A 25,320-nucleotide genomic window follows, 5' to 3' on the forward strand; every position below is an offset into this window, starting at 1 on the left:
GCCCGCTAATTGCGGGCTTTTTTGTGTAGTACTATTTTAAAGTCAGTCTTAAAATGCACTTGTATCTTTGAATAAACCAACTTTCAGGTCTTTGGCGGTATAAATAACTTTACCATCTACATCAACTGAACCATCTGCTAAGCCCATAAATAGTTTTCGTTTGATGACGCGTTTTAAATCGATACGATAAGTGACTTTCTTTGCCGTTGGTAAGATTTGTCCAGTGAACTTAACTTCACCTACACCTAATGCGCGACCTTTACCAGGGCCACCAGACCATCCTAAAAAGAAACCAACCAGTTGCCACATTGCATCTAAACCTAGGCAACCTGGCATTACTGGGTCACCTGGAAAGTGGCAGTCAAAAAACCAAAGGTCAGGAGTGATGTCTAATTCAGCGATAATCATCCCTTTACCGTGCTCACCTTCATCCTCAGCGATTCGAATGATGCGATCCATCATCAACATATTAGGCGCGGGAAGCTGGCTGTTGCCTGGGCCAAACATTTCACCAGTACTGCAACTCAGTAGTTCTTCACGGTTAAATTCGTTTTGTCTATTTGTCATTATATTTCTTATAAAAAAGGTTAATAAAAATCAGAACCGCTAATTTAGCGAACACTTGTACGCTAAACAACTCTGAACAGTGTTTTTAATGAAAATAACTAGCTTTTTAAAGTAAACTATCAGCCCTGATAACATAAAACTAGAAAGTCTGATGCCACATCCTAAAAAAACTGCTAATGCAGAAAAGCAAAGAAAATTTAGAGAACGTCAAAAAGCGGCAGGTAAAAAGCTTGTTAGGGGCTATATTACCCCAAAGGCTATGGATAATTATAAGGAACTTTCAGAGAAAACCGGCTGGACTGACAGTGAAATGCTATCAAATGCTTTACGCATTACTTTTGCAGCTTATAAAAATGGCCAAATTCCCTTGTTGAATAAATGGTTGTTAGAGCAAGATCAAAAGCAGCAGCGTAAGGATGAATTAGCGAAAAAGAAAGCGCTAAAAAGCGCTTCCTCAGAATCTGATAGCTAGGTAAAAAAAGCAATTAATCATCCCAGTTTAAAGTCCATTTGCACTTTAACACGCTCACTAACAACAGGTTTTCCATCAACTATTTTTGGCGCATAGCGCCATTGTTCTAAAGCTTTCTCTGATGCTTTTGCGAATCTCTTATGTGTAGAGTTTAATGTTTTTATATCTTTTACAAAACCATCGTCGGTAATATTAAATTCAAGTGTTGCATATCCTTCCATTCCTCTTCTTGCTAAGTCCATAGGGTATTTGGGATCAACGCGATATAGGGGAATAGGCTCTATATCTTCTTGCCAAGGTTTTAGTTTGCCTATTGCAATACAGTGTTGAGTTGCTTTTTCTGGTTCTTTTTCTAATTGATATAATTCAACTAATGAAGCATGTGAAGCAAGCTCGTATGGATGTGAAGTGTCTAAAACTTGATTAACCGTTTCTACAACCTTTTCAAAGTAATCAATGGCTTGGTTATGTTGTCTTTTACCTTGTGCGTATTTACCCAACATGAAGCGGATTCTTAATGTGCGTTGATCCTTTTCGCCAACGGTATCTAACAAGACCTGCTCAGCTTTTTGATTTACAGCATATGCCTTTTTGTAATGTCTCGAATAAATAGAGTTATCGTTCATGATAGTTGCGAATTGATAATACAAAGGCAAAGCGGTTTTTAGGTTCTTTTCTTTTGAGCGCTCGATGGTCGCTTCAATCGTTTCCTCAGCATCGTTTATTAAGCGTTTTGTTAATAGTTTTTTCCTTTCTGATTCTGTAAAATCGTAAACATGCACAACGGCTAACTTTTCTAAAACAGCATTTGCATGCTCAAACGAATATTCACCATAGTGATTTTTATAGTCTTCAATGACTTCATCCATGAGCTCCATTGCTTGCTTGGGCTGTTGCCCGCTTTTATAGGCTAACGCTAAGCTATATTTTAAGTTGGCTGTATTCAGACTACCTTCGCCGAACTTACTCTTTCCAGCTTCAAGTGCCTGTTCAGCCAGTAACATCGTTTTTTGATTATCTTCAGAAGCTAAAGCCGCCTTGTATTCAGCATAAATTGATGAAAAATCTTGTTCTGCAGAAGCTTGGAGGGTAAGTGTAAGAATACTCGCTGCGATGATAGTAGATGTGATTTTCTTCATGTATTGTCCGTAATATTAGAATTAAGAAATCTTTTGACTTTGAGAGTATCAAAGATAAGAATTCACTTCAATTTGTCGGTAAAGTGGCTTTTGGATTGCTATATGGCTTAATCGTCCTATGAGCTTTCAAATCAAAACCGAGTGTCTAAACAAAACTCGCTTTGCTTCCTTCTTTACATCATCTCGCTTGCGATAGTTCCATAATCTTTCTCTTGCTTGGGCTGCAGCCTTATCCACATCAACAACGGGAGTAGGGTAGTCTTTACCAAATTCAAAATCATACATTTGGCATTCAAGCGGGGTCAGCTTCCATGGTGTATGAATTAGCTCTGAGGGGATATCTGCAAGAACAGGAAGCCACTTTCGGATAAAAACCCCATCAGGGTCTTTGTCTATAGACTGTTTGATTGGATTGTAAATACGAATAGTGTTGGTACCTGTAATTCCTGCCTGCATTTGAAACTGAGGATAGTGGATACCAGGTTCAAAATCTAAAAACTGCGCACCTAAAAATGTCACACCTTGGCGCCAATCGACATTTAAGTGATGACACAAAAAGCTCACGACCATGGCGCGCATTCTGAAGTTAAGGTAACCTGTTTTTACTACGCATTTCATGCATGCATCAACGATTGGGATACCCGTTTCACCTTTTTGCCAAGCTTGCAAATGCTCAGTGCTCTTCGGTTCAGTCAAATAGGGGTATTCGAGGTATGCTCTATTGACGGGTCTAAATTCGATATCAGCTTCACTTTCAAATTTTTGCACAAAATGACAATGCCAGTGAAGCCTAGATTGAAATGCATTGATTGAACGGCTCCATCCATCTCGCCCCTCTTGCGTTAAACTAAATTGGTAAACTTGTTTTAACGATATATTTCCCCATGCTAAATAAGGAGAAAGCCTTGAGCAAGTTTGACGGCTTTCTGTTGGTTTACCCATATTGCCAAAATAGCCTTTGCCTCGCGTCTCAAAAAAGTGCTTTAGCGTATACCATGCACGTTTTTCGCCGCCGATTTGAAAGTGTTCATTAGGTGTTTGCCAATCAATGGGAATTTGGAATGTATCAAATTCGAGGAATGCTTTGTGACTTAATAACAAAGCATTTAGCTTATCAAAATCGATAAAGTGTTGTGGGCTTAAGATTCTTTGGTCCCAGTGTTTTCTCCACCTTAGACGGTCATTTAGTGGCCTTACTACTGCACCATAAGTAGCTTCATGCCATTCAATACTATTGTTTCTAAACCATGTTTTTAGTTTCTTGTCGCGCTGAAAAGTATGGTCAAGCCCGATCTCTTGATGACTAAAAACGTTTAGAATATCAAAGGTATTACCAATGTCAGAAAACACATCATCAGCATCACCATGCATGATCAGAATCTTGTTATTCGTTGCTTCTAGTTGTTGATTTAAGTCTTGTATAGATTCGTAAATAAAACGCCAATGCCTAATATCCATATGGGGATCTTTCAGATTGATAGGCTCAACGATATACAGTAATAAAATAGGTTGCTTGTGCGCAATAGCATTGGCAAGTGGTTCATGATCGCGAAGCCTTAAGTCACGCTTTAACCAAACAATATTGATCGACGGTTTCATTCGGTTTTCAAACGTTACTTATTAAGCCATGAATTAACGAAACTGCCATCTGGGTCATAATGCTGAGCTTGTTTGACCAAGTTAAATTGTCGATGCCCACGCGGATCTGAACCCACGCCAGCCAGATATTGCCAATTTCCATAATTGCTAGCCACATCAAAATCTACGAGTTGATGTTCAAAGTAAGCCGCACCATAGCGCCAGTCTTGTTGCAGTTCATGAACAAAGCAACTGGCCACAATTTGACGGCCTCGGTTTGACATAAAACCTGTATCTTTTAACTGGCGCATACAGGCATCTAAAATTGGATAGCCAGTTGTACCATTGACCCAGTTATTAAAATTGTGATGATCAAATTTCGTATTCAATTGTTTGCCTTGAACACCTGACTTTTTGAAAAACCTTGCACCGTGCTTATGATGTTGCCAATGAAAGAATTCACGCCACAGCAACTCAAAAAACAACCAGTATGTGGATTCGTTTTTTGTGCGTTGCTTTTCATAATCATGAAGTTCGACCAACACTTGTTTGGGTGAAATACAGCCAAGCGCCAGCCATGCGGATAGTCGCGAAGAAAAGTCCCATCCGTCAAAGCCATTACGCGTTTCTTTGTAATGTGCAATATTATCTGTTTGCCAAAAATATTCTTGGACACGCGCCAGCGCAGCAGAAGCACCGCCAGTATATTCACCTGTTACTTCGCTAATGTTGAGCTTATCAACTTCAAATAAATATTGAGTATCTACACAGGGAGCAAAATCGTCGATATGGACAGTATTTAATTTTACGTCACAATACTTTTCGACTTTGCGCCTAAACGGTGAAAAAGTATCAGGCATATTTTCAAGTGAGAATGGAAAATCAGCTTCTTCGTAAAGTAGATTTCCATTTAATTGAAGATACTGCTGTTTGTTGGAAATCGCTTGCAATGATCGCCATTGTTCTTGTTCGATAACACCAGGATGCCAAGTGCTAGATACACACTCAATCTCATGCGTTTTACATAAATCAGACAACACACTGACTGGCTCTCCATATGCTACGTAAAGTTTCTGCCCGAGTTTCGCTAAATTATTATTTAAATCAACCAAGGATTGATACAAAAAGTGTCGCCGATGTTGACTTAGATTTACCATGCCTTTTTGCTTGCCTATCTGCATAGGGTCAAAGTCTTGTTGCTCAAGCTGTTGCTCGTCTAGTACATAAACGCAGAGTAATTCACTTGCATCTTGATTTATTTGTTTTAATGCAGGGTTGTCGTGCACTCTTAAATCATGACGGAACCAATGTAGTGATTTCAATTTATATAACTCTTTTCTTATCCAAGGTTGTTATACAAATACTTACTCAAATAAAGGTATTTACGATCTGTATGTAGTCCAATTGAGTACAAATTCGTTAATCATATTAATCATCGGTTTCTGTTAATAACTCTATGACAAATAAACAAAAAGCACTGATTTGGTTTCGACAAGACTTGCGAGTTAAAGATAATCCAGCACTTGATGCTGCAAGCGAGTTTGAACACGTATTACCCGTCTATATCATTGATGAAACAGCGCCAGAGCGCGCCCAATTGGGAGGGGCTTCATCTTGGTGGCTTCATCATTCACTTACTAGCTTAGGTAAAGCCTTGCAAAACAACATATTAATAGTTAAAGGTGACCCCAAAGCCATTCTCAAGAGCCTGATAGATGAGCACCAAATAGACGCAGTATTTTGGAATAGGCAATATGAAGACTGGCAAATCAAACGAGATAGTGAAATAAAAACGGCTATCAAAGAAAGAGGTCTGATTGCAACGAGTTTTAATGCGTCCCTATTATGGGAACCAATGAATATTCTCAAAAAAGATAAGACACCCTATAAGGTATTCACGCCGTATTATCGAAAAGGGTGCTTAGTGCATTCACAACCTCGACTGCCGATTTCCACCACTCAACCAAAGTCTTTTGTCGAAGTGGATTATAATTTTGAAGCCAATTTGAGTGCGCTTGAATTATTGCCAAAACTAGATTGGGACAGTGATTTTACCAATCACTGGGCGCCAGGAGAAGAGGGGGCTGCGTCTAAGTTATCTCGATTTATTGAGCAAGCTTGTTTGGCATATCAAGACGGTCGCAATATTCCTTCAATAAGAGGTACCTCACAGCTTTCCCCTCATTTACATTTTGGAGAAATATCTCCTAATCAAGTTTGGTACGCAGTTTTAGACGCGTTTGATGGCGATATTGAAAATAAAAACATTGATGTATTTCTAAGTGAATTAGGCTGGCGCGAATTTAGTCACTATTTACTGTATCACTGGCCTAATATCCATACTGATAATTTCAATACAAAATTTGATAAGTTCCCATGGCGTAAAGATGAAAAGGATCTTAAAGCTTGGCAATTTGGCAATACTGGGATCCCAATTATTGATGCAGGAATGAGAGAGCTTTATCAAACTGGCTACATGCACAATCGTATTCGTATGGTAGTCGGTTCATTTTTAGTTAAAAACCTTTTAATTGATTGGCGAGAGGGTGAACGCTGGTTTTGGGATTGCTTACTTGATGCCGATGCTGCGGCTAATTCTGCTAGTTGGCAGTGGGTTGCAGGTTCTGGCGCGGACGCTGCGCCATACTTCAGAGTGTTTAACCCCATATTGCAGGGCGAAAAATTCGACAAAGAAGGAGAATACGTCAAACGCTACTGTCCTGAATTAGCAAAACTGCCGCCTAAGTTTATTCACAAGCCGTGGGAAGCCCCTAGTAATATCTTAAACGCTTGCTCTGTTGTACTGGGTAAAAATTACCCTAAACCCATTGTTGATTTGAAGTCATCTAGGCTTCGCGCACTTGATGCTTTTTCTGAAATAAAAGGAGGGTAGTGTGTCGACACTTGTCTTATTACTGGGTGATCAATTATCAACATCTATGTCTTCTCTTGAAGGCTTTGATAAAACGTCTGACATCGTTTTATTAGCTGAAGTTAGGGAAGAGGCCACTTATGTAAAACATCATAAAAAGAAAATTGCTTTCTTGTTTAGCGCAATGCGTCACTTTGCTGAAGAGCTAAGGAGTAATGAATATCAAGTCAAATACGTAAAATATGACGATAGTGATAACAAAGGCTCGTTATATGCAGAAGTCGAAGCGTTCATTAATAGTAAAAAGAAAGAGGGTGGGCAAGTAATTAAACGCGTCGTTGTTGCTCATCCAGCAGAATATCGCCTTGCTGAAGAAATAAAAACATGGCAAACGAAATTGTCTGTAGAAGTTGATATCACCGAAGACAATCGATTTGTTGCTGAGCCTGATGCATTTAAAAAGTGGGCGGATGGAAGAAAACAATTCAGGATGGAGTATTTCTATCGAGAGATGCGCAAATCAACAGGTTATTTAATGGATGATAAACAACCTGAAAAAGGTAAATGGAATTTTGATTCAGACAACAGGAACAAACTACCAAAAGACCATAAAGTTCCAGAGCCCACTAAATTTTCACCCGATGATATTACAAACGAAGTAATCAGTTTAGTTAAAGAGCATTTCGATGATCACTTTGGCGATCTAAGTGACTTTCACTATGCCACCACTCGCAAACAAGCCTTAAAGGTACTGGATGAGTTTATCGAGCAAAGGCTTCCACTATTTGGTACCTATCAAGACGCAATGACACAAGATGAAGCATGGATGTATCATTCGCATGTTTCATTTTACTTAAATTGTGGTTTGTTGATGCCTCATGAAGTCATGAAAGCAGCGCAAGATGCATATGACAATGGCGATGCTCCGATTAATTCTGTAGAAGGATTTATACGACAAATTTTGGGTTGGCGAGAGTATATCAGAGGGTTTTATTGGTACTTTATGCCAGGCCTCAAAAATGATAACTATTTAGAAGCAAAACGAGCGCTCCCTAAGTTTTTCTGGACGGCAAACACGCAGATGAACTGTTTAAGCCAATGTGTCTCACAAACCAAAGAAAACGCCTATACCCACCATATTCAAAGGCTTATGGTTTTAGGTAATTTTGCTTTATTAGCTGGGCTAGATCCCGAGCAAGTCAACGAATGGTATTTAATTGTATATGCCGATGCTTACGAATGGGTCGAGTTGCCCAATGTCAGCAGCATGGTATTGTTTGCTGATGGCGGTCAACTTGCCAGTAAGCCCTATGCGGCCAGTGGTGCATATATCAATAAAATGTCGAATTACTGTTCTCATTGCCACTACAGCGTGAAGGAAAAAACCGGTCCTCAGGCATGCCCATTTAACTATTTGTATTGGGATTTTTTAATACGCCATCAATCCCGCTTTGAAAAAAATCCTAGAATGGCAATGATATATCGAACCATGTCAAAAATGGATCCTGAAAAACTTTCTCACATGAAAGAGGATGCAAACGTATTCTTGTTGAAAGTCGAAAATAATGAAGAAGTCTGAGTTACCAAGTAAGACCTGTCTTGTTTGCGGTTTGCCGTTTAAATGGCGTAAAAAATGGCAAAAGAATTGGAAAGAAGTTAAGTATTGTTCTAAAAGATGCAGTAGTAATCGCAAAAAAAACAAAGCTGGTACTTAAGTATTATTTATATTGCGTTATACTTTACAAACTGAAAATAATTTATCAAATCTCGCGCGTTATTTTTCATATGAAATAGTGTGAGTTAGGTGCTTGTTTGACTGAAGATGCCAATAAAATAAAACGCCTCGAAAGAAGAGTGCAGCGTGAGAAGAAAGCGCGCATTGAGGCTGAAGAACTTTTAAACAGTAAAAGTTTACAACTTTACTCTCAATTTCTGAATTCCGAAAAAGCCAAAAACGAGTTGGAACTTGCTCTCTGGGCAACTAACGAGTCGTTTTGGAGTTGGTGCTATAGCTCTAATTCCTTTTTAATAAAGAGTTTTTCCAATAAAAACAAATCTGTAGAAAAGTCTGTTTTTAATTTTAAAGCACTCTCTGAAATCGTCCATCCTAGCTGTTACAACAAGGTTCAAAGTGCCTGGGAGATGCTTAAAAGCGGACAAACTCAAGAGTTAGATATTGAATTTAGAGCATTTATTCAAGACAAAGTTAGATGGTTGAGGGCCCGAGGCAGAGTTGTCGAGTTAAACGACGATACTGCGAACAGCATTACGGGAACCTTAAAAGATATATCAAACGTTAGACATACAGAAAGCTCCTTTAAGCTAATGTCATATGCTTTTTCAAAATCTCGGGATGCAATGCTTATATTAACGCGTTCCCTTGAAATAATTGAAGTAAATGATGCATTTATCAATATTGTAGGTTCTGAATTATTGGATATTACGAACGTCAGTTTAAGCGAATTTGTCGAACTTAGGCGTGATGTGATCAATCAACTATTTGAATCGTCTGTTACCAAAACGGAGTCACGTTTGTTAATCCCGAATCAAAAGCCGATTGCTATTGAAGTAGCGATGAGCGAGTTTATTGATGAGGAAGCGAACAATGAATACATTATTGCAACTATAAGAGATTTATCTGAGAGAAAATTAGCAGAAAAGAAACTGCATAAGCTTGCACACTTTGACCCTTTAACCGATTTATTGAACCGTAATTCATTACAACACCGCTTAGATGAATTATTAAACGTCGTGAACGCCAATAAATTAGTTTGTTATTTTATCGATATTGATGGCTTTAAAACAGTCAATGACACATTTGGTCACGAAACTGGAGATGAGTTACTAAAAGATCTTGCATTTAAGCTTAATGATAAACTCCCTCAAATGAGTATTTTATCAAGGTGGGGCGGCGATGAATTTGTTGTTATCTACCCCAAGAGAGATGAAATAAAATGGAATGTAATTGCTCAACAAATTGTTGATTGCGTGGACGCTACACAGTTTACTGTTGAAGGGCAAAAAATTGAGGTTTCTGCCTCTGTCGGCGTAGCATTGTTCCCAGAACATGGAAAAGATGCAGAATCCTTGTTGAGAAATGCAGATGCTGCTATGTACAGTGCAAAAGAACAAGGTAAAAACTGTTGGCAGTTATATTACAAAGGCTTGACCGATGAGGCGATTAAGCGTGTCACGATGTTAAGTGAGCTTAAGTCGGCGCTCAAAAACAATACTTTAGATTTTGTGTTTCAAGGTAAATTCGATGAAGAGCGCGAGTTAATCGGTAGCGAAGTATTATGTCGATGGCAGTCGTCTTTGTATGGTTCAGTTCCGCCCAGTATCTTCATTCCAATTATTGAGCAAAATGGCTTAGAAAGTGAACTAGGTTTATGCGCAATAGAAGCCACATGCAAAGGTATTGCAACACTAAAAGAATTTGGCTACGAAATACCTGTATCAGTCAATATTTGCGCGACGCAGGTGACAGACGATAGTTTTTTAGAACAATTAATTAGTATCGTAGATAAGCATCATGTGAGACGAGAATTAGTTGAATTGGAAGTTACAGAAAGTGTATTTATGATCGAAGGCGATGATCCATTTTTACGCTTAAAAGCGATTCAGGATAGTGGTTTTAAAATATCACTTGATGACTTTGGAACAGGCTATTCTGCATTGAGTTACCTTCGCCAATTCACATTTGATGTTGTAAAAATAGACCGCTCATTTTTATACGAGCTCAATTCAGATGATAAAGCACTGAATTTATTTAATGCAATATTAGAAATGTGCCGCGCATTAAAAACTAAAACTATTATTGAAGGGGTAGAAACTGAAGAACAATTTAGACTTTTAGTATCTTTAGGTGTTCAGCAGTTTCAAGGTTTCTTACTTGGTAAACCAACTCCGTTGGGTGATTTTATAGCCAATCGTTATTTAAAGTAATTGACATTAAGACAGCAAAAACTTTGCAATATGCCCAAGTAATAAAGCAAAGCTAAAGCTGCATAATGTACCCAACATAATATATTCGGTGAGCTTACGGTCCGATTCGCGCCTCATGTCGCCAAATCTAAAGACACTTTTGGCAGCTAATAAGAAGCCTACCGACGCTAGACTGTCTAATAAGATAAAAGAAATAATTAAACCGCGTTCTAGAAAACCGATGTATTCGCCCGCGTTATCGAGCCCTACTGATGTGCTGTTTGATTCATTTAATTGAGTGGTATAATTCCTTAATAGCAAATACATCAGCAAAGAAACAGGCTTAAAGGCCAATAGATAAATTACAAGAACTTGTAAGTAATCAAGCTTCAACAATTGGGATAGTTGAGTCAATGTGTTGTCTTGAAATATGCCTGCTATCCACATACTTACCAATAATATCACGACTATATGTGCAAACTGGTCGGCTACAAATGAAAGTATTGTAAATTGTTGATATGTTTTCCATATATCAATTAGATAATGGCTTAAAACAATAATTGAAATAATCAAAATAGTCGCTTTGATATTTAAATCTGTTAAAAATACAACCACCAAACTGGTCAAAATTAGGTGAACGCAGATATGTTTAAATAGCCCAATCGAAAGGTGTTTGTTGGTAATTTTGCAGTCAATCCAGCTTTGTTTTTGAGTGTAAAAATCACCGATAAGGTGAACAAAGAGCATAGCAAAGAAAAAAGTCACGAAGATTGCTCCAAATGTTGTTGAATCAGTGATTCATATTCAATAATAAATGTTTTAATTAGGTCAGCGCCCGCTCGTTTTAAGTGAGTGGCTACATTCTGTCGTGTAATTTTTAGTTCTGAAGCGATTATGCCTTGCTCTGGGTATTTATGTTTTAGGAAAAAGTAACTAACTTCTGCCTGTTTTTTACTTAATTGTGTTAGGTGATGATTTAAAAATTGAGTGGCTAAATGAAAGCCTTGTTGATTTAAAATTGTGCTGTGCAAACTTAGGTTGCCTTTGGCCGTGTTATCTAACCCTCGACCAGAGTTAATGAAAACGGCTCCGCTTGACTCACCTGGTTTATTGGTTAGGTGCTCGAACTCACCGACAGCTAGCGACTGTGTCACTTTTATGCTCTCAGAATATCGACCTGATAATAACGCAAATTTAATTAATAAAGATAAGCGCAGTGCAATCACAGGGTTAGTAAAGACAATTTGAAAGCTATCACCCCTTGATATCTCAAAACTTATGTTTTCTTCTTCAACTAGTTCACTTAACAGTAATTTTAAAAACTGTATGACCTTTACGTAGGCTTGTTTATCTAACTGGCTTGAGTTGACTAAGTCAGCGGTTAGCACTGCTATCATATTATTACCACCTCGGTTGTACGAAAAAATTGTAGCAGTGCTATCGCCAAAAGCAAATCATTTCGTTTGCTTTGTTGTTAATTAAACGTATTTGTTTGCATGAGCCAAATTAAAATGTATTTGTTTTCGTAAACAAAACGCAAGATTGACATATGTTTCTATTTCTCATTTAACAAAGTAATTAAACTAGAAGTATCGAAGCGACCACCACCTTGTTTTTGAACCTTCGCATAAAATTGATCTACCATCGCAGTTAGCGGAAGTGAGCTTTGATTGTTATTAGCCTCTTCTAATACAATTTTTAGATCTTTTCTCATCCAGTCAACCGCAAAACCAAAGTCAAATTCGCCTTTTACCATGGTATGCGCGCGATTTTCCATCTGCCAAGACTGAGCGGCTCCTTTTGAAATAACATCAACGACTTGATCAGTATTTAAACCTGCATTTACTGCAAAATGAAGCGCTTCCGATAGCCCTTGAAGCACACCTGCAATACAAATTTGATTGACCATTTTGGTTGTTTGACCTGCACCAACATCACCCATTAATTGATGTTTAAGTGAATAGCAATCGAGCACCGCTGTTGCTTTTGAGTAGACTTGTGAGTCACCACCGACCATCGTTGTTAATTTGCCGTTTTCAGCACCTGCTTGACCACCAGAAACTGGGGCATCTAAAAAGTCAATCTGAGAAGTAGCAAAGGCTTTATGAAGCTCTTTGGCCAAACTTGCCGATGTAGTTGTATGGTCAATTACTAGTGCACCCTTATTTAAACCGGCTAACACACCATCATCGCCAAACACGATCGAGCGAACATCGTCATCATTACCCACACAAATACACACAACATCGCATCCAGATACAGCTAAGCGTGGGGTAGGGAATGCGCACCCTTTATGCTTTTCAACCCAAGATTGTGACTTGGCTTGAGAGCGATTAAATACATTGACCTTAAAGCCTTGAGAAGCAATGTGCCCGGCCATAGGGAACCCCATTGCACCTAAACCAATAAAAGCGACTTTCATTTATATTCCTTAATTATTTATTTTGGTGCTTATCAATGAACGACTGAATATCAGGTTTTGGTGTACACCTTACTGCACCACCTGTACTACTCACCAAAATGACAAGCGCCTTATTCACACCTGAATCACAGTTTACATTTTTTACCTTGTTAGCTACCAACTTTTCATCGATAAGTTCAATATTTAAAGCAGAAGTAGGGGAGGTGTCGATTGTCCTTTTTGTGTTAATTACGGTAGAGTTCTGACGTTGCCTAAATTCCTCAGCGGCTATTTTGCTCATTTCATTTTCTTTATATCGATTGTGTTCTTGAAAATAACTCGACATTGAACGTTCTGCGAAATTTGAAGATTTGATAATAATTGATTGATTACCTAAGTCTTTTGTTAGCGAAAGAATAGTGTTTTTACTGTTCGAGGTGGTTGGCGACAATTCTTTTATCTCAACCGGATCAGTATTGATAAATGTTGCTTCAACATTTCGCTCAACAATTTGCTTTTGAATAACCTGAGAAGCTTCGGGCAAGATAATGTTATTGTCTATTTGTTCATTGGTCGCTTCATTCTCTGGCGCAATGGAAGGCTTCGATTTGACTTTGGGACGGATGAATAAATAGCTTTTTACCTCAGTATTTTTAAGGGTATGGTTATCCACCAAATCAATAGAACTCTGTTTGGCTGAATAAGCTATAAACACAATTAACACGAAATGAATAAAAACCGAAACAACAAACAGAAATGCGTATTTACTCCTTTTTGAACGCTGATTAACGCCCGTGGGAGCATCACGACAAGATTCATCGATACTAAATAAATCGATATCAATAACGCTCGATTGTTTGTGGTAGGTATTTGTGTGGTAAATATTGATTGTTAAAACAAAATCTAATTATAAAACTAAATCTCAGAGTTACTTTTTATAGATTTGTTCAAAATAATTTTATCTACCTTGAAAAGACTTTTACTGTACTCGACGGCGATATATTGGTTCAATTCTTGAAGTAAGGGCTCAATTTACCAAACTTATCTGCATGCGCTTTTTCAAAAAAAAATTTTGCTTTATTATATTCAATAATACTAGCTTTAAAACGCTCGTTCGTCTTCGCCAATTCCTCAATTAACACTGCTTTTTGGCCTTTTAGCTTATCTATTTCCTTTGTTCCAATTGCAGCTGAACCTGAGCCTATACTGATACCATCCAATAAATTCTCACCTGACCGAATACCTTCTGACATCAATTCTTCTCTAATTCGAATTTCAAAAGCGCTCCGACAAACTTCCTCATGAATCCTTGAGTTTTCTTTTTGTTGCCTTTTACAAACAAAATGCATATCAGCATTTGTAATCTCATTATTAAACGTATCTAACATTGCTTGTTTGGTAAGTGATAATTGCTCTCTGAAAAAAGCAAGTGGACGAATACCCGTGACTTCTATGCGCTCTAAATCTACCGCTGTTTCTTGTTCGGATTGCTGAGCTGCGTCAGCAATATAAGTGATAGAAAAGCAAATAAATGAGCAAAGTAAAATTTGAGATTTCATAGACATAAGTTTTTCTGAGATAAAATTTTATTTTCAAGCACTATAAGTAATGAGTTTAGGAAATTCAAAAATTTCTGGCTTTTCTGTTTCTAGATCTCAAGGGTAGATATATTTGTTTAGTGTTGTTTCGTTGGTGTAATTTTTCTTATTAAATTTGAGCCTACGTTACGGACAACCTTCTAAAGTGGTAAAAAATATTTTAGCTAAAACAGCCCATTTCGAAGAATTACGCCCTATATTCCTTCTTAAGTAGTAAAAAGGTAGAGATGATTTTTTAATTTTACAAACATCCTTCTTAAGTAGTAAAACAGTTATGCTATATTTTTAAGTCTTAGCACGAAGTATATTTCATATAAAATTAAGCAGTTTATGCACTAAGGAAGTTTGAAACCTATAATTCGTTTCCTAAAGAAAGGGTCATTTGTTTTTTTTGCGAATTCTAGCGTCATTTGTTTGAGTTCGTCCTCTAGATGCTGTCTATTTAGCCTCTTCGCTTTAATAAATTTCTTTACCTCATCTAAACCGCTTAGTTTATTTTGAACTGGATTACTCTTGGGAGGACGATCCCCATAATCATAAATAAAGTAGTACTTCTCTCGCTCGTCACTATCTTCGACTAACACACTGGATTCAAAAAAGTGCGTGCAGCTTAATCCAGAATACGATGCAAGCTTAAACAAATCATCAAAAGATGGAAGTAAACTTTGCTTACCGGTTACGGTAATTTGTTCTAATGTGTCACTGACCGTGCGTATGGTCCCAAAATGATCATTAGAGTGCCAAAATTCATATATACGAGATTGCAGAAAACTGGCGAACTGCCCGTGACTGTCTACTTGCGGCCACTTATTTTCTTCAAAGGCTGGTAATGCATCATTTACCGAAGTGAATATTTCGATAAACCATCCTCTTAAATGATATTCTAATGACCATTTCAAGAATTCTTGGTTGTTCTTGGTATCTTCAATAATCAAATGATTATTGAAGACGTCGCGCCCTAAGAGTGCGATTGATTTATACGAAGGCGCTTTCCTCAACAAATCATCGATAGAAGGCTGCTTCACAAAAAAATAACTGTCTGAATAAGACAGCGCAAAATCTGATGTTGTATCCAACCATAAATTTACGGAAAAACAATACGGACAAATCTTTACTTTCTTACCAGAGTTTATATGTGAAGAAAAAAGAGATTGGCGGTGAAACTTATGTGTATTACTGGCGTGGTTATTACAAAATTTTTCCAAGGCATTAGCAACTTTGCGCCGCACCCCTTTACTCCATTTTTTTCTCTTTTTTAGATACTTGTCGAGGTAGTGGTGTTCACTCATGTGTATTTTTCGGTGTATTGAGGTAACGTTAAAAACTTTAGAGTTTATTTGAGATACTTCCACTTTATTCTTATTTTGGCGCTGCTCATTCGATACGTTAAAATATTGCCAATATTCGAGCGCGTCTTTATCAGATAAACAAATCATTCTGAACTTGCTAGTATTGCTATATTGTGGGTAGCCTACTATCCCAAATTGTTTGGAACTTTGGTCTATGAATTGTTTCCAACTTTCAAATTGACTCTTCGCTTGATTATGATGAAGTCTAATTATCTTCATGTCGCTCAGTTTTATTGGGGGTATCTTAGTACAGGAGTAGCAATCCCTAGCGTTGTATTCGTTTAATATTGGCCATGGTTTATCGCAATCAACACACGTTTTCACAAGTGGAAGATTATGAACAGGGCAGCGCTCAACCCATTCATATTCGAAAAAGTCGGAATGAAATCCATTTTTACTACACCCAGGGCAATTTCTAGAAATACCTTGCGATCCCGAAGATAGAGTTAACAATGGGCGGCATGCACTAAATTTTGCCGGTTCTAGCGCAAATAATCTCGTAAAAACTGCACTAAGCGCGTCCTGAGTAATCGCTTTATTTGATGAACTTTTGTTAAGGTCGCTGAATCGTATACTTGGATTGACTGCCAGAAACCGTCTAAACTTTGCGAAGCCACTTTCCCATGGCAATTGATACATCTCTCCAGTATTGAAAGCTAGCGTTGCAAACCGGTCATTATCAGCATATATTTTCTTTTTATTTTGTTTTATTGTATCGTAATTTTTAATTAGATCATCAAAGCTAAGACGGCTCATATTCTCGTTCATGCTACAAAAACCTTGATTGCTTAAGCCCCGACAACTCTACACATTTACTGACCATTTCATCGCACAAGCGTTCTACACCTATCTTAGGTAAATAATCGCAAAGTAGAAGCTTTATAGTCATGATGACATATTGCATTCCGACCGACTCTAAGCCCATGTCTCTTTTATATTGATTTAGCACATTCCAAATCAATTCGGTTTGTGCTTCTAACCGCCAGTCGTTCGAAAATGGTTGGGGCAAAAAATGCTCCGTGTAAGAAATAGATGATCCTAAGGGAAAGAAAGTACTATCATACAAAGATAGACATTGTTTAAGTTCTTCCTTGTTTCTCAATCCGTAAAACTTGGTGCTATGCACAAAAAAACGGCCTCTTATATGACTGTAGCTATTTGACTGAACTTCTGTAATGAGTTCATTGCTTTCATACCGATTGCCTAAAAATATTACTACCAGCAATATCCCCATAGCTCTCAACTTATCATGCAATTCTGCAAATGCGTTGAATTGCTTCGGAATTAGTCTTTGCATTTCATCTACGAATAATACAAAGGTATCTGATTCATCTTGCGAACATCGTTCAGCTATATGAAAACACCAAGTAGCGCTTAATGCATCAGAACTAGCTCTGGCAGTAAATGGTATTCCTGCTACAACACAATTATTCAAATGTATTGCTCTAACTGTTTTGTTATCTCTCTCCGGCACAGTAATAATCATAGATGGTAGTATATTTCCCTCCCTATCTTTGAGTGACGTGGACAACATTTCAACTGCTGTAGTTTTCCCCGCTCTAGAATCTCCCTCAATATATCCACCCGTTGCGCCAAACCAAATCCATTGAGTAATTGTCTTGTGCAAAACAGTTATTTGTTTCGTTGGCAACTTAAGGCCAAATGGTTTAAATAATGGGTGGATAGCTGAATCAAATGTCATGTTTTTCCCCAATTGTTGTGTTAAACATAATCTCGTCCCAATCTGGAATTTCTGCGTCTTTGTTTTGTGCTTTTGAGGTGGCATCACTAGTTGATGACTCATCGTTGCCAATATCTATTAGCCTTATTTCGTTGTTAGTCAGTTTGGGGGAGCCATCTAGTGAGCCATCAATATCGAAGGAGGTTGTTGATAAAGTACCAATATCTGTTAACAATTGAGTCAAGTTTAAAACTGAGCTAGGTTTATGTTTATTTTTGAGTAATTGATAAAAATAGTTAGCGAAAGGGTCAACTCTCGATAAGTTTTCTTTTTTTATCTTTTTAAACAAAAGTGTCACCAGGTAAATGCTATAGGGGTAGGCTTGCCAATAATTAGGGGCTTTTATATTTCCGAGCTGAGTACCGGTTAAGCTATATACATCTAAAATACGAATATCTTCTCGATTAAACCTTATTTCAACATAGTCGTCGTTGGTTTCGTAAAGTGCGTTACCTGTATATTTCAAGTAATGAAAATTTATGAATCGACTTAATCCGGCAGCTTTCCCATGAATTTTCTTTTTCACACGTTCGCTATAGTGTTCCCAAAACGTTTCCATTGATGTAGGTAACCTAGGGATGCTTAGATTAGTTATATCTCTATTGAATTTTGCAAGAGGAGATATTCCATGAAGTCTTGCCTGTGGCACAACGTTATGGTTTAACATCTCTAAGTGTAGTGCCTGTTGAAGTTGTTCAAAACTTATTATAGGGGGCGTTTTTGCTAGTTTTTTGCTTTCTTTTCTATCATCACTAATACCTGTTCCCGTCGTGGATGAAAGTCTATGTGAAAAACCATTAAGTCTTTTCATCGCAAATTCAATCCAGTTGCGGTCATTTGGTTTCGCAGGGCGTCCAACATTCAAGGTAGCGCCGTACTTATCACAAACTAAGGTTCTCACTGAATTAGCGAGGTGAATGAGCGCATTGTCTAATTTAATGTTTGAGAAAATAAACCCATTACTGTTACCGTCTTTATGAAATGGATATGAAGCATCATCCAATAACTCTGAAGCAAACTCACCCAAGTTAAGCGATTGTTGTTGAGTTAAGATTTTTCTAAAAAGTGCCATCATATCTTGTTGGTTTGCCGCTCTAGAAAATACAAGTTGAAGGCCTAAACAACAATCAGTATCGGTGTCCACCGCAGCAATGAGTGAGAACCTTGAAACTCTGAGAACATGCACCTGATTACCAAACGTAATACTAATATTAGTTGGTGTATCAATTAATTTTTCATCTATCTGAATTTCTCGTAATGCGCGCTCCTCAGCAGGTAAATCAAAATATTCATTTCGATGCTTCTTAGCTTGCTTACTTTGAGCTGTCGTTTCAATCAAGTGTTGCTTTCGTCTATGAAAGTATAATCGTAATGCCTCATACCCACAGTTTACGCAGGTATACGGATAAACATTTTTAGGCCAATTAACTTCCTCAAGTGTCCGTTTAAATTCTCCAAATAGCCCCCTAACGCTTTCTACTTGTCCATTCTTAGCGTCTTTTAGTCTGGCCATTAACAAATTATCTAGGTTTTTACGTAAATTGGGGACTTGTTCTAGTAAGGTTTCAAACGAATACATGTGACCTTTTTTAGCCTCAAGAGAATCAAGAGGTATGATTCGTTTTGGTTTTTTTACTCGATAGTAAGGAATAAGCGCTTGATAGAGGGCAGGAGGCTCATTTAGTGCACCTCCTAAAGCTCTATTTAATATTTTATGAACTTGAGAGATAGAAACACTGTGTTTTTTTGCTGCGCTGGTAAGGCTATCCCCATTTAATATACATGCAACTATTCTAATGTTTTTATCAAATATCCTTCTTTGCTTTATCGATAGTTGTGACAGAGGTATTTCCGGCCAGTATTCAAGTGAGGTAAGTTCTGGCTGTGTGATTAATCTTTGTTTCCAAGCGCTCACTTTGCAGAGACCTTAGTGTGATGATTAAAGGAATGTTTGCTGACATCTATCTTCAACCTTCCATCAAAAACTAATCTCAACAAAGCAATTTCGGCTCTGTAAATGTCTAACTCAGACGCATCTTCTAGAATTTTATAAAGGGTAGTATTAGTTTTTCCATATCCGCACAATGTTAAGATGGTTTTATACTCAAAGTCGGTATCAATGGGACGTGCTAAATATAAACGTTGTACAATATCAAGCCAGCTTTCAGCCTTAATTTGTTTATTAATGATTTCCTTAGTGGTTATGACTTTGTAGGAAATATCTACTGCTGAGAAAAAGGCGTTTTTTTCTTCTATTGAGGGGCCTGCTGACTTTACGTTTCCCGATAGCGATGCAGGCACGATATCTACCACAAACCGTGTCTTTTTGGTCGTTACGTGTACGTCTGGGTAATAAAAAGTCTTTTGGTATGCGATCTTGTAAGGGCGGGGAACATATGAAAGAACTGAATTTTTCGATTCTAAAAGTGCTGCATACAACAGTGCAAATCGACTCGTAAAATGTGAGCGTAAAGGGTGTTTTAACATACATTTCTCATAAAAATCATGTTTTACCAAGGTTTTCGCATTGAGATTGCATTGTTTGGGGTTGTTTACGTTCAATTTTGCTAAACGAAGATTCATATGTTCACCAATTCCATGGGTGTGTGAAAAAAATACAATAACTGTTGATATTTGACTCAAAACAACAATAATAATTGTGGTTAACAACAAATATTGGTGTCTACCTTGGGCATAAATCCTTCCCTCTGTGCGTCTTTGCTAGGCGTAAAGAGCCAAACTTTTAGGTACTGGCGCTGTCATTTGCATCCATCTGGGGAACAAAAAAAGTTTAGCTCTTCTGAATTGTTTACATTTAGGGTTTTTCTATTTTTAATAAGACGGCGAGGTATGAGTGTCCAGCAACTAGCCGAGCAACAATTGCAGGTTTGGTTTCGTACTTTTGCAGAATATGAAGCTAGATATTTTTTAGAAAAATGTATTGAAGTAAACGTATTCGATAATAACTTTCTTATTAAAGATAAAAACAGGGCAATCGATACCTATAATCTGGATTTGTTTCACTTAGATTTGAGCCACGTAGTGAAGGACCATTACCACGCATTCGATAACCTAGGTCGGTAGCGATCTACTCTCTTACTATTAAGTTCAACATATGTGAGAGTAATGATTTTATAAGATCTTTAGAGATAACCCTTATTTTTCTTGCTAAATTCGGCATCAAGCATATTTGAGGTACAATCCGTGCAAATCTCAGATTTTAAGAAAATCTGTCATATAAACGTAGATTCAATAATTAAGGCACTAATTAAACTTGTAAGAGGATGGGACAAATAGAAAAACTAGATAGACGCATTTCACTCCATGATTTATCAATTAATAAATCATGAGCTGACGCTCATGGAGCCCAAGGACAGTATTGTATAAATAACTCTATCTAATAGTCTTTTGTATATTCTAAGATTTCCTTATGGAAGCAAAGTTTTTGCATCGCACCCTATAGTATCAGCTAGCTGAAATAATGTTTCTATTGTAATGTTTACTTCTCCGCGCTCAATTCTACCAACATAACTTCGGTCTAGCTTAGCCGTTAGCGCAAGACGCTCCTGCGAGTAACCTTTTTCCTTTCTAAGTGTCCTAATTTTGGCACCAACTTTAGCGGCTAAATCATTCATCACTGTTCTTTCTGTAAAAACCAGTAATATCTCTAGTTGCGGCTTAAGTATCCACGGACTATAATCCGCACATTGATTTTCCTTCTTAGTTTCCTAGGAACCCAACCAATAGGAATAAATATGCCAAAGGGTATTTATAAACCGAACGCACAACTACTTGAAATACTTAAACAGCAAGAACAATCCGAATTCACCGTTACTGATATTCGTGATGTAGTAGTAACGTGCATCGATAAGAAAACCGATATGAGTGATGCTAGGCGTTGGGTAAATGGGCAATTTAAAACACTAGTTAAGCACGAGTTTCTGAGTGTTGCCTCAAAGTCAGGTATTAGAACCACTTTTAAGAATACAGATAAAATATTTAATGATGTAGGCCTTGTAGAAAGCTCACATACCGAAAGCAAGGTTCTGACAAAAAACCAACTCAAAATACTGGAGTTACGCCTCCGCGAGTATAAATTTGAAATGTTAATTAGCTCAGCAGAAATTAAAGAGTTTGAGGACTTAAGTAAATTATGGCCAGATCAGCGTGACCATTTGCAGAGCAAATTCAACACTTCGAAAGAAAAGAATATTGAGTTTCTGGGTAGGGTAAGCGCAATCGAATCACTTATTGCAGATAATATCTGATGGCGTTAAGAAAGTGGCAGACAGAATGCTCCGCAAAGGCCCTGAACAAGTACATGGAGAATGGCGAACACTTTTTATGTTTAGCGACACCCGGAGCTGGCAAAACCAGAATGGCAGCAGAGATTGTCCAACAGCTATTTAGCAATAATAAGATTGATTTCGTTATTTGTTTTGCACCTTCTGTCGTCACAGCTAACGGAATGCAAAAAACAATAGAAACCTTTCTTGGAGCGTCGTTAAATGGAAGGATAGGGGCCAAAGGAATGTGCGTCACTTATCAATCTCTAAGCCATAAAGATAGTGATTTTTGGAACGTATTCAAAACACATAGAGTGTTTGCTGTATTCGATGAAATTCATCACTGTGGAGGTAACAACATTCTAGATTCCAATATATGGGCGCAACACATACTCGTTAACGTTCAAAATTACGCGCGTTTTACACTCGCGTTGTCGGGTACTCCTTGGCGATCTGATAACAAGCCGGTAACACTATCAAAATATAGCGATAGAGACGGTAAAATCTATTGTGACTACGAATATGGGCTTGCAGAAGCAATTCGTGATTCAGTATGCAGAACTCCCTTTATTACCGTAATAGATAATGATCGTATAGTGTTAAAGAAGGGCACAAAGCCTCAGCAAACTTATAAAAGTATTCAGCTCGCTCTCGAATCATACGAGGTTACCTATCAGAATATCGTCGAAACACCTTCAATTATCGAATTTTGCCTCAAACAATCGTTATCGCAATTAGTTAAAATAAAAAGAAAGAACCCACTTGCAGCTGGTTTGGTAGTTGCCACATCTGTTGAACATGCACACAAGATATCAGACATTCTAAATAGTAAGTTTTCATGTTCGGTTACCATTGTCACTTATCATAATAATGACAGTGCAGAGATTATTAGTAATTTTCAGTACTCGACAACAGATTGGTTAGTCGCTGTCGGTATGGTAAGTGAAGGAACAAACATTCCGCGACTGCAAGTTTGCTGTCATCTCACTCGCATAAAAACTGAATTGCATTTTCGTCAAGTGTTAGGTCGAATTATGCGAGTAATTGGGGGAGAACAGAGTAGTGAGGCTCATTTATTTACGCCTGCGCAGCCTAAACTTATTGAGTATTCTAAACGGCTAACCGATGATGTTCCGGGGGTTGGTTCAGTGAAAACAGTAAAAGATAATATTTTGGCGCGAATAGGGAATCAGAAAAATAAGGAAGCTACGATACCAAGCCATGAGAAGAATACCAACCTAAATGAGTCTTTCAAAGATAGGATTAATGTAGATGAAGTGCGTGGTAATCCTTCACTTTCAGAATCATTTTATAATTCTCTACTATTTAAAGGTGCTTTTTCAAGGACTAGAATCGACAATGTATCTAATAGTTAACGTGAATAAATAGTAAACGCTAATTAAGGCATTCGATAATTACGACTACTTCTTAGAAGTATTGGTTAGTCATTGACTATCCGTTCGGTTTTTTCTTCATATTTGATCTATTTAGTAGACTTTTTAGGAGCGTTTAGTGGCTATTGTTTATCATGGCGCCAAAGATCATGGCAAACCAACAGTGTTAAAACATTTTGGCACTTTACAAGCGGCTATATATCGGATGGTGACTATGTTTAGTGGACAGAATGGCCTAACGAAAGGAAGCGATGGTAGCTTCATTTATATGCCATATTCTTCCGTTGAGCCCCGCTCAATGAATAGTACTCAAATCCTCGACGAATTCTGTGCATTAATGAAAAGTGTTTCAATAATGGAGTATCAGTTTGATGAAAGTAAGGCGCTAGCACTCAATGATGTGTGGATGGATGACCCAATCGGAAGTGGTGGCATGGCTATTTTTGATAGAAACGCAATATCCGCAGAACAGTTAGCAAACATTTGGCCAATATTTGAACCTTTTAGAGGCCCCATCTTTCCAGACGACTTATGCCTAAAATACTCTAGAAAAGAAATAAAGTCGCTTATTGCAGGTTTTAAAAAAGATAAAATAGGCGCAGCTGAGTATAGAGAAAGGCGCGTTCGCGCTCGATATGTTGGGGAAGACTTTCATAAAACAAAGTACCAAGAAGCTGTCTGGGTACATTTAACGTTAGAATTGAGAAAATGGAGTCTTAAACATAAATACTCATCATTTTCTTATAAAAATACCCAAGAAGGCACCGGTGAAAATAGTTACGTCGCGTTGAGTTCTGATGTTGTCTCTCGTACAGGCAACGTTCTAATGTTTGATGAAGCATTATATCGTAGGACGATAGCACCAATAATCACAACTGTTATGAAAAGCCAACTATCACAATTTAATAACGATATGATCATGATAGATAAAGTTATATGGGCAGGTAAAAACCCCACTAGCTTCTGGAATAAAACAAGATGTTAAATTATCATTGAGCACCGCATCATCAATGTCTTCTTTGTATCGAATCGCTTTTCGATCTCCTTGATTCGCCAAGTTGACTAGTGCTCCTTCAAACACTGAAAAAAGGGTTGGGACACATATATTATTTTGTTTATTTACAAATGCCGAGATCGCTTCACTGAAAAGAGGCTGCAACGGCTCTAGAAGTACATTATTCGATTCTAAAACTTAATTATTTAAAACGCCCTTCAAAGTCTTTAACTTATTACACAGCAAAGAACTTATCAATTACTTGCTGAGAATTTTTGTGACAAAAACAACGAGTGGGTTAATGACTGAGTTCATTCAAAATACCGCACTCTTTGATTGTTTTGTTGGCATCGCAGGACTGAGCCATTTGCTCAAGTGTTAATTTGAGGGAGGATAACTCCTTTATTTTTTCTTTCACTTGGCAAATGTGCTCGTCTATGAGTTTGTTAACACTGCTACAGCTCTGCTCAGGATTATTCTTATTGTGGATCAAGGTTTCAATTTCCTTCATTGAAATGTCTAGCGAGCGACACTGCTTGATGAAAATCAATTCATCTAACAAGGCCTTATCATAAGTTCTGTAATTCGCTTGTGTGCGCTCAGGCTTGGATAGTAGCCCTTTACGCTCATAAAACCGGATTGTTTGAATACTGCAACCTGAGCGTTTTGCCAATTCACCAATTTTCATCACACATCCACTCTTGACTCTATTCTAAGTATAGACTTTATACTTTGCTTTACTGCTTGTAAAGCAAGCGCACTTTTTCTATTAACAAGTTATGTCAGTAACAAGAGGACTCATTATGAAAGTATTTTTTGTATCGCTAGGATTGGGAATAACAATTGTGTCACTCACGCACGGTTTCTTCTCTGATATCAATATGCTTCATAGCTTGCTAGTGCATCCAATCACCGTGTTATTCGGGCTGTTGTTTGTTGCGCTTGGCTTGAAAGGTGCTAAAAAACCAAATTACAAAGAAATGATTAAGAAGGCTTGACCCTATA

The 25,320-nt window shown here is 37.7% G+C and carries 25 protein-coding genes; 10 read left to right on the forward strand and 15 right to left on the reverse strand.

Annotated features, from left to right (window positions below; translation table 11 throughout):
• Nucleotides 1-48: 48 nt before the first annotated feature.
• A complete protein-coding gene (fabA, locus tag KUL10_RS00670) occupies nucleotides 49-567 on the reverse strand; it encodes a bifunctional 3-hydroxydecanoyl-ACP dehydratase/trans-2-decenoyl-ACP isomerase (RefSeq protein WP_110426985.1) in 519 nt (172 codons plus the stop codon).
• A 151-nt stretch (nucleotides 568-718) separates the two neighbouring features.
• Here fabA and KUL10_RS00675 point away from each other — a divergent pair, with 151 nt between their 5' ends.
• Nucleotides 719-1,039 carry a hypothetical protein gene (locus KUL10_RS00675; RefSeq protein ID WP_110426986.1) on the forward strand — a complete coding sequence of 107 codons (321 nt, stop codon included), beginning with the start codon at nucleotides 719-721 and terminating at the stop codon, nucleotides 1,037-1,039.
• A 17-nt stretch (nucleotides 1,040-1,056) separates the two neighbouring features.
• Here the strand turns inward: KUL10_RS00675 and KUL10_RS00680 are convergent, their stop codons facing one another.
• From KUL10_RS00680 to KUL10_RS00690, 3 genes are all read right to left on the reverse strand, one after another.
• Entirely contained in the window at nucleotides 1,057-2,178 is a 1,122-nt protein-coding gene (locus KUL10_RS00680) for an energy transducer TonB (protein ID WP_110426987.1), read from the reverse strand.
• 126 nt (nucleotides 2,179-2,304) lie between these two features.
• Nucleotides 2,305-3,777 (reverse strand): cryptochrome/deoxyribodipyrimidine photo-lyase family protein, encoded by a 1,473-nt coding sequence (locus KUL10_RS00685; protein WP_110426988.1) that lies wholly within the window; start codon nucleotides 3,775-3,777, stop codon nucleotides 2,305-2,307.
• Nucleotides 3,778-3,791: 14 nt separating this feature from the next.
• On the reverse strand, nucleotides 3,792-5,078 hold the full coding sequence (locus KUL10_RS00690) for a DASH family cryptochrome (RefSeq protein WP_110426989.1): 1,287 nt from the start codon (nucleotides 5,076-5,078) through the stop codon (nucleotides 3,792-3,794).
• Nucleotides 5,079-5,212: 134 nt separating this feature from the next.
• Here KUL10_RS00690 and KUL10_RS00695 point away from each other — a divergent pair, with 134 nt between their 5' ends.
• From KUL10_RS00695 to KUL10_RS00710, 4 genes are all read left to right on the forward strand, one after another.
• Entirely contained in the window at nucleotides 5,213-6,649 is a 1,437-nt protein-coding gene (locus KUL10_RS00695) for a deoxyribodipyrimidine photo-lyase (RefSeq protein WP_110426990.1), read from the forward strand.
• Nucleotide 6,650: 1 nt separating this feature from the next.
• On the forward strand, nucleotides 6,651-8,207 hold the full coding sequence (locus KUL10_RS00700) for a cryptochrome/photolyase family protein (RefSeq protein WP_110426991.1): 1,557 nt from the start codon (nucleotides 6,651-6,653) through the stop codon (nucleotides 8,205-8,207).
• The gene (locus KUL10_RS00705) at nucleotides 8,194-8,343 is read left to right on the forward strand and encodes a DUF2256 domain-containing protein (RefSeq protein WP_110426992.1); all 150 of its coding nucleotides are present in this window, start codon (nucleotides 8,194-8,196) and stop codon (nucleotides 8,341-8,343) included. The genes KUL10_RS00700 and KUL10_RS00705 overlap by 14 nt, the downstream gene beginning before the upstream one ends.
• Before the next feature lie 97 nt (nucleotides 8,344-8,440).
• A complete protein-coding gene (locus tag KUL10_RS00710; protein ID WP_110426993.1) occupies nucleotides 8,441-10,573 on the forward strand; it encodes an EAL domain-containing protein in 2,133 nt (710 codons plus the stop codon).
• Nucleotides 10,574-10,579: 6 nt separating this feature from the next.
• Here KUL10_RS00710 and KUL10_RS00715 read toward each other — a convergent pair whose 3' ends face one another.
• From KUL10_RS00715 to KUL10_RS00755, 9 genes are all read right to left on the reverse strand, one after another.
• On the reverse strand, nucleotides 10,580-11,317 hold the full coding sequence (locus tag KUL10_RS00715; RefSeq protein ID WP_110426994.1) for a DUF3307 domain-containing protein: 738 nt from the start codon (nucleotides 11,315-11,317) through the stop codon (nucleotides 10,580-10,582).
• Entirely contained in the window at nucleotides 11,314-11,949 is a 636-nt protein-coding gene (locus KUL10_RS00720; protein ID WP_110426995.1) for a hypothetical protein, read from the reverse strand. The genes KUL10_RS00715 and KUL10_RS00720 overlap by 4 nt, the downstream gene beginning before the upstream one ends.
• Nucleotides 11,950-12,107: 158 nt before the next feature.
• A complete protein-coding gene (locus tag KUL10_RS00725) occupies nucleotides 12,108-12,974 on the reverse strand; it encodes an NAD(P)-dependent oxidoreductase (protein ID WP_110426996.1) in 867 nt (288 codons plus the stop codon).
• Between the two features lie 13 nt (nucleotides 12,975-12,987).
• Nucleotides 12,988-13,668: a hypothetical protein gene (locus tag KUL10_RS00730; protein ID WP_146216739.1), complete on the reverse strand. Its 681-nt coding sequence runs from the start codon at nucleotides 13,666-13,668 to the stop codon at nucleotides 12,988-12,990.
• Between the two features lie 292 nt (nucleotides 13,669-13,960).
• Nucleotides 13,961-14,518 carry a hypothetical protein gene (locus KUL10_RS00735; RefSeq protein ID WP_110426998.1) on the reverse strand — a complete coding sequence of 186 codons (558 nt, stop codon included), beginning with the start codon at nucleotides 14,516-14,518 and terminating at the stop codon, nucleotides 13,961-13,963.
• Between the two features lie 368 nt (nucleotides 14,519-14,886).
• Nucleotides 14,887-16,668: a hypothetical protein gene (locus KUL10_RS00740; protein ID WP_110426999.1), complete on the reverse strand. Its 1,782-nt coding sequence runs from the start codon at nucleotides 16,666-16,668 to the stop codon at nucleotides 14,887-14,889.
• A 1-nt stretch (nucleotide 16,669) separates the two neighbouring features.
• Nucleotides 16,670-17,602: an ATP-binding protein gene (locus tag KUL10_RS00745; protein WP_110427000.1), complete on the reverse strand. Its 933-nt coding sequence runs from the start codon at nucleotides 17,600-17,602 to the stop codon at nucleotides 16,670-16,672.
• Entirely contained in the window at nucleotides 17,592-19,556 is a 1,965-nt protein-coding gene (locus KUL10_RS00750) for a hypothetical protein (RefSeq protein ID WP_110427001.1), read from the reverse strand. Before KUL10_RS00750 ends, KUL10_RS00745 begins: the two co-directional genes overlap by 11 nt.
• Nucleotides 19,553-20,224 (reverse strand): hypothetical protein, encoded by a 672-nt coding sequence (locus KUL10_RS00755; RefSeq protein WP_146216740.1) that lies wholly within the window; start codon nucleotides 20,222-20,224, stop codon nucleotides 19,553-19,555. The genes KUL10_RS00750 and KUL10_RS00755 overlap by 4 nt, the downstream gene beginning before the upstream one ends.
• A 267-nt stretch (nucleotides 20,225-20,491) precedes the next feature.
• Between KUL10_RS00755 and KUL10_RS00760 the strand changes: the two genes are divergently transcribed.
• Nucleotides 20,492-20,725: a hypothetical protein gene (locus tag KUL10_RS00760; RefSeq protein WP_110427003.1), complete on the forward strand. Its 234-nt coding sequence runs from the start codon at nucleotides 20,492-20,494 to the stop codon at nucleotides 20,723-20,725.
• Nucleotides 20,726-21,069: 344 nt separating this feature from the next.
• On the opposite strand, the gene KUL10_RS00765 is transcribed toward KUL10_RS00760, so the two are convergent.
• Entirely contained in the window at nucleotides 21,070-21,276 is a 207-nt protein-coding gene (locus tag KUL10_RS00765; RefSeq protein WP_110427004.1) for a helix-turn-helix domain-containing protein, read from the reverse strand.
• 120 nt (nucleotides 21,277-21,396) lie between these two features.
• On the opposite strand from KUL10_RS00765, the gene KUL10_RS00770 reads away from it, so the two are divergent.
• The 3 genes from KUL10_RS00770 (at nucleotide 21,397) to KUL10_RS00780 (ending at nucleotide 24,306) form a co-directional block, all read left to right on the forward strand.
• The gene (locus KUL10_RS00770; RefSeq protein WP_110427005.1) at nucleotides 21,397-21,909 is read left to right on the forward strand and encodes a hypothetical protein; all 513 of its coding nucleotides are present in this window, start codon (nucleotides 21,397-21,399) and stop codon (nucleotides 21,907-21,909) included.
• Nucleotides 21,909-23,303, forward strand: coding sequence for a DEAD/DEAH box helicase (locus tag KUL10_RS00775; RefSeq protein ID WP_110427006.1), 1,395 nt, complete (start codon nucleotides 21,909-21,911; stop codon nucleotides 23,301-23,303). Before KUL10_RS00770 ends, KUL10_RS00775 begins: the two co-directional genes overlap by 1 nt.
• Nucleotides 23,304-23,439: 136 nt before the next feature.
• Nucleotides 23,440-24,306, forward strand: a complete 867-nt coding sequence (locus KUL10_RS00780; RefSeq protein WP_110427007.1) for a hypothetical protein — start codon at nucleotides 23,440-23,442, stop codon at nucleotides 24,304-24,306.
• Between the two features lie 307 nt (nucleotides 24,307-24,613).
• Here the strand turns inward: KUL10_RS00780 and cadR are convergent, their stop codons facing one another.
• Nucleotides 24,614-25,003, reverse strand: a complete 390-nt coding sequence (gene cadR, locus KUL10_RS00785) for a Cd(II)/Pb(II)-responsive transcriptional regulator (protein ID WP_110427008.1) — start codon at nucleotides 25,001-25,003, stop codon at nucleotides 24,614-24,616.
• A gap of 115 nt (nucleotides 25,004-25,118) precedes the next feature.
• Here cadR and KUL10_RS00790 point away from each other — a divergent pair, with 115 nt between their 5' ends.
• Nucleotides 25,119-25,313, forward strand: coding sequence for a hypothetical protein (locus tag KUL10_RS00790; protein WP_110427009.1), 195 nt, complete (start codon nucleotides 25,119-25,121; stop codon nucleotides 25,311-25,313).
• Nucleotides 25,314-25,320: the final 7 nt, after the last annotated feature.

The organism is Glaciecola sp. KUL10 (genome assembly GCF_003203515.1).
Classification (GTDB): Bacteria; Pseudomonadota; Gammaproteobacteria; order Enterobacterales; family Alteromonadaceae; genus Glaciecola.

What these genes read in the sequence shown, in the direction of transcription:
- KUL10_RS00735 (WP_110426998.1), bottom strand. Translation starts at nt 14,518, where the DNA reads ATGTCTATGAAATCTCAAATTTTACTTTGCTCATTTATTTGCTTTTCT.
- KUL10_RS00725 (WP_110426996.1), bottom strand. Translation starts at nt 12,974, where the DNA reads ATGAAAGTCGCTTTTATTGGTTTAGGTGCAATGGGGTTCCCTATGGCC.
- KUL10_RS00770 (WP_110427005.1), top strand. Translation starts at nt 21,397, where the DNA reads ATGCCAAAGGGTATTTATAAACCGAACGCACAACTACTTGAAATACTT.
- fabA (WP_110426985.1), bottom strand. Translation starts at nt 567, where the DNA reads ATGACAAATAGACAAAACGAATTTAACCGTGAAGAACTACTGAGTTGC.
- KUL10_RS00760 (WP_110427003.1), top strand. Translation starts at nt 20,492, where the DNA reads ATGAGTGTCCAGCAACTAGCCGAGCAACAATTGCAGGTTTGGTTTCGT.
- KUL10_RS00745 (WP_110427000.1), bottom strand. Translation starts at nt 17,602, where the DNA reads ATGACATTTGATTCAGCTATCCACCCATTATTTAAACCATTTGGCCTT.
- cadR (WP_110427008.1), bottom strand. Translation starts at nt 25,003, where the DNA reads ATGAAAATTGGTGAATTGGCAAAACGCTCAGGTTGCAGTATTCAAACA.
- KUL10_RS00675 (WP_110426986.1), top strand. Translation starts at nt 719, where the DNA reads ATGCCACATCCTAAAAAAACTGCTAATGCAGAAAAGCAAAGAAAATTT.
- KUL10_RS00790 (WP_110427009.1), top strand. Translation starts at nt 25,119, where the DNA reads ATGAAAGTATTTTTTGTATCGCTAGGATTGGGAATAACAATTGTGTCA.
- KUL10_RS00765 (WP_110427004.1), bottom strand. Translation starts at nt 21,276, where the DNA reads ATGAATGATTTAGCCGCTAAAGTTGGTGCCAAAATTAGGACACTTAGA.
- KUL10_RS00705 (WP_110426992.1), top strand. Translation starts at nt 8,194, where the DNA reads ATGAAGAAGTCTGAGTTACCAAGTAAGACCTGTCTTGTTTGCGGTTTG.
- KUL10_RS00755 (WP_146216740.1), bottom strand. Translation starts at nt 20,224, where the DNA reads ATGAATCTTCGTTTAGCAAAATTGAACGTAAACAACCCCAAACAATGC.
- KUL10_RS00720 (WP_110426995.1), bottom strand. Translation starts at nt 11,949, where the DNA reads ATGATAGCAGTGCTAACCGCTGACTTAGTCAACTCAAGCCAGTTAGAT.
- KUL10_RS00695 (WP_110426990.1), top strand. Translation starts at nt 5,213, where the DNA reads ATGACAAATAAACAAAAAGCACTGATTTGGTTTCGACAAGACTTGCGA.
- KUL10_RS00740 (WP_110426999.1), bottom strand. Translation starts at nt 16,668, where the DNA reads ATGAACGAGAATATGAGCCGTCTTAGCTTTGATGATCTAATTAAAAAT.
- KUL10_RS00680 (WP_110426987.1), bottom strand. Translation starts at nt 2,178, where the DNA reads ATGAAGAAAATCACATCTACTATCATCGCAGCGAGTATTCTTACACTT.
- KUL10_RS00775 (WP_110427006.1), top strand. Translation starts at nt 21,909, where the DNA reads ATGGCGTTAAGAAAGTGGCAGACAGAATGCTCCGCAAAGGCCCTGAAC.
- KUL10_RS00685 (WP_110426988.1), bottom strand. Translation starts at nt 3,777, where the DNA reads ATGAAACCGTCGATCAATATTGTTTGGTTAAAGCGTGACTTAAGGCTT.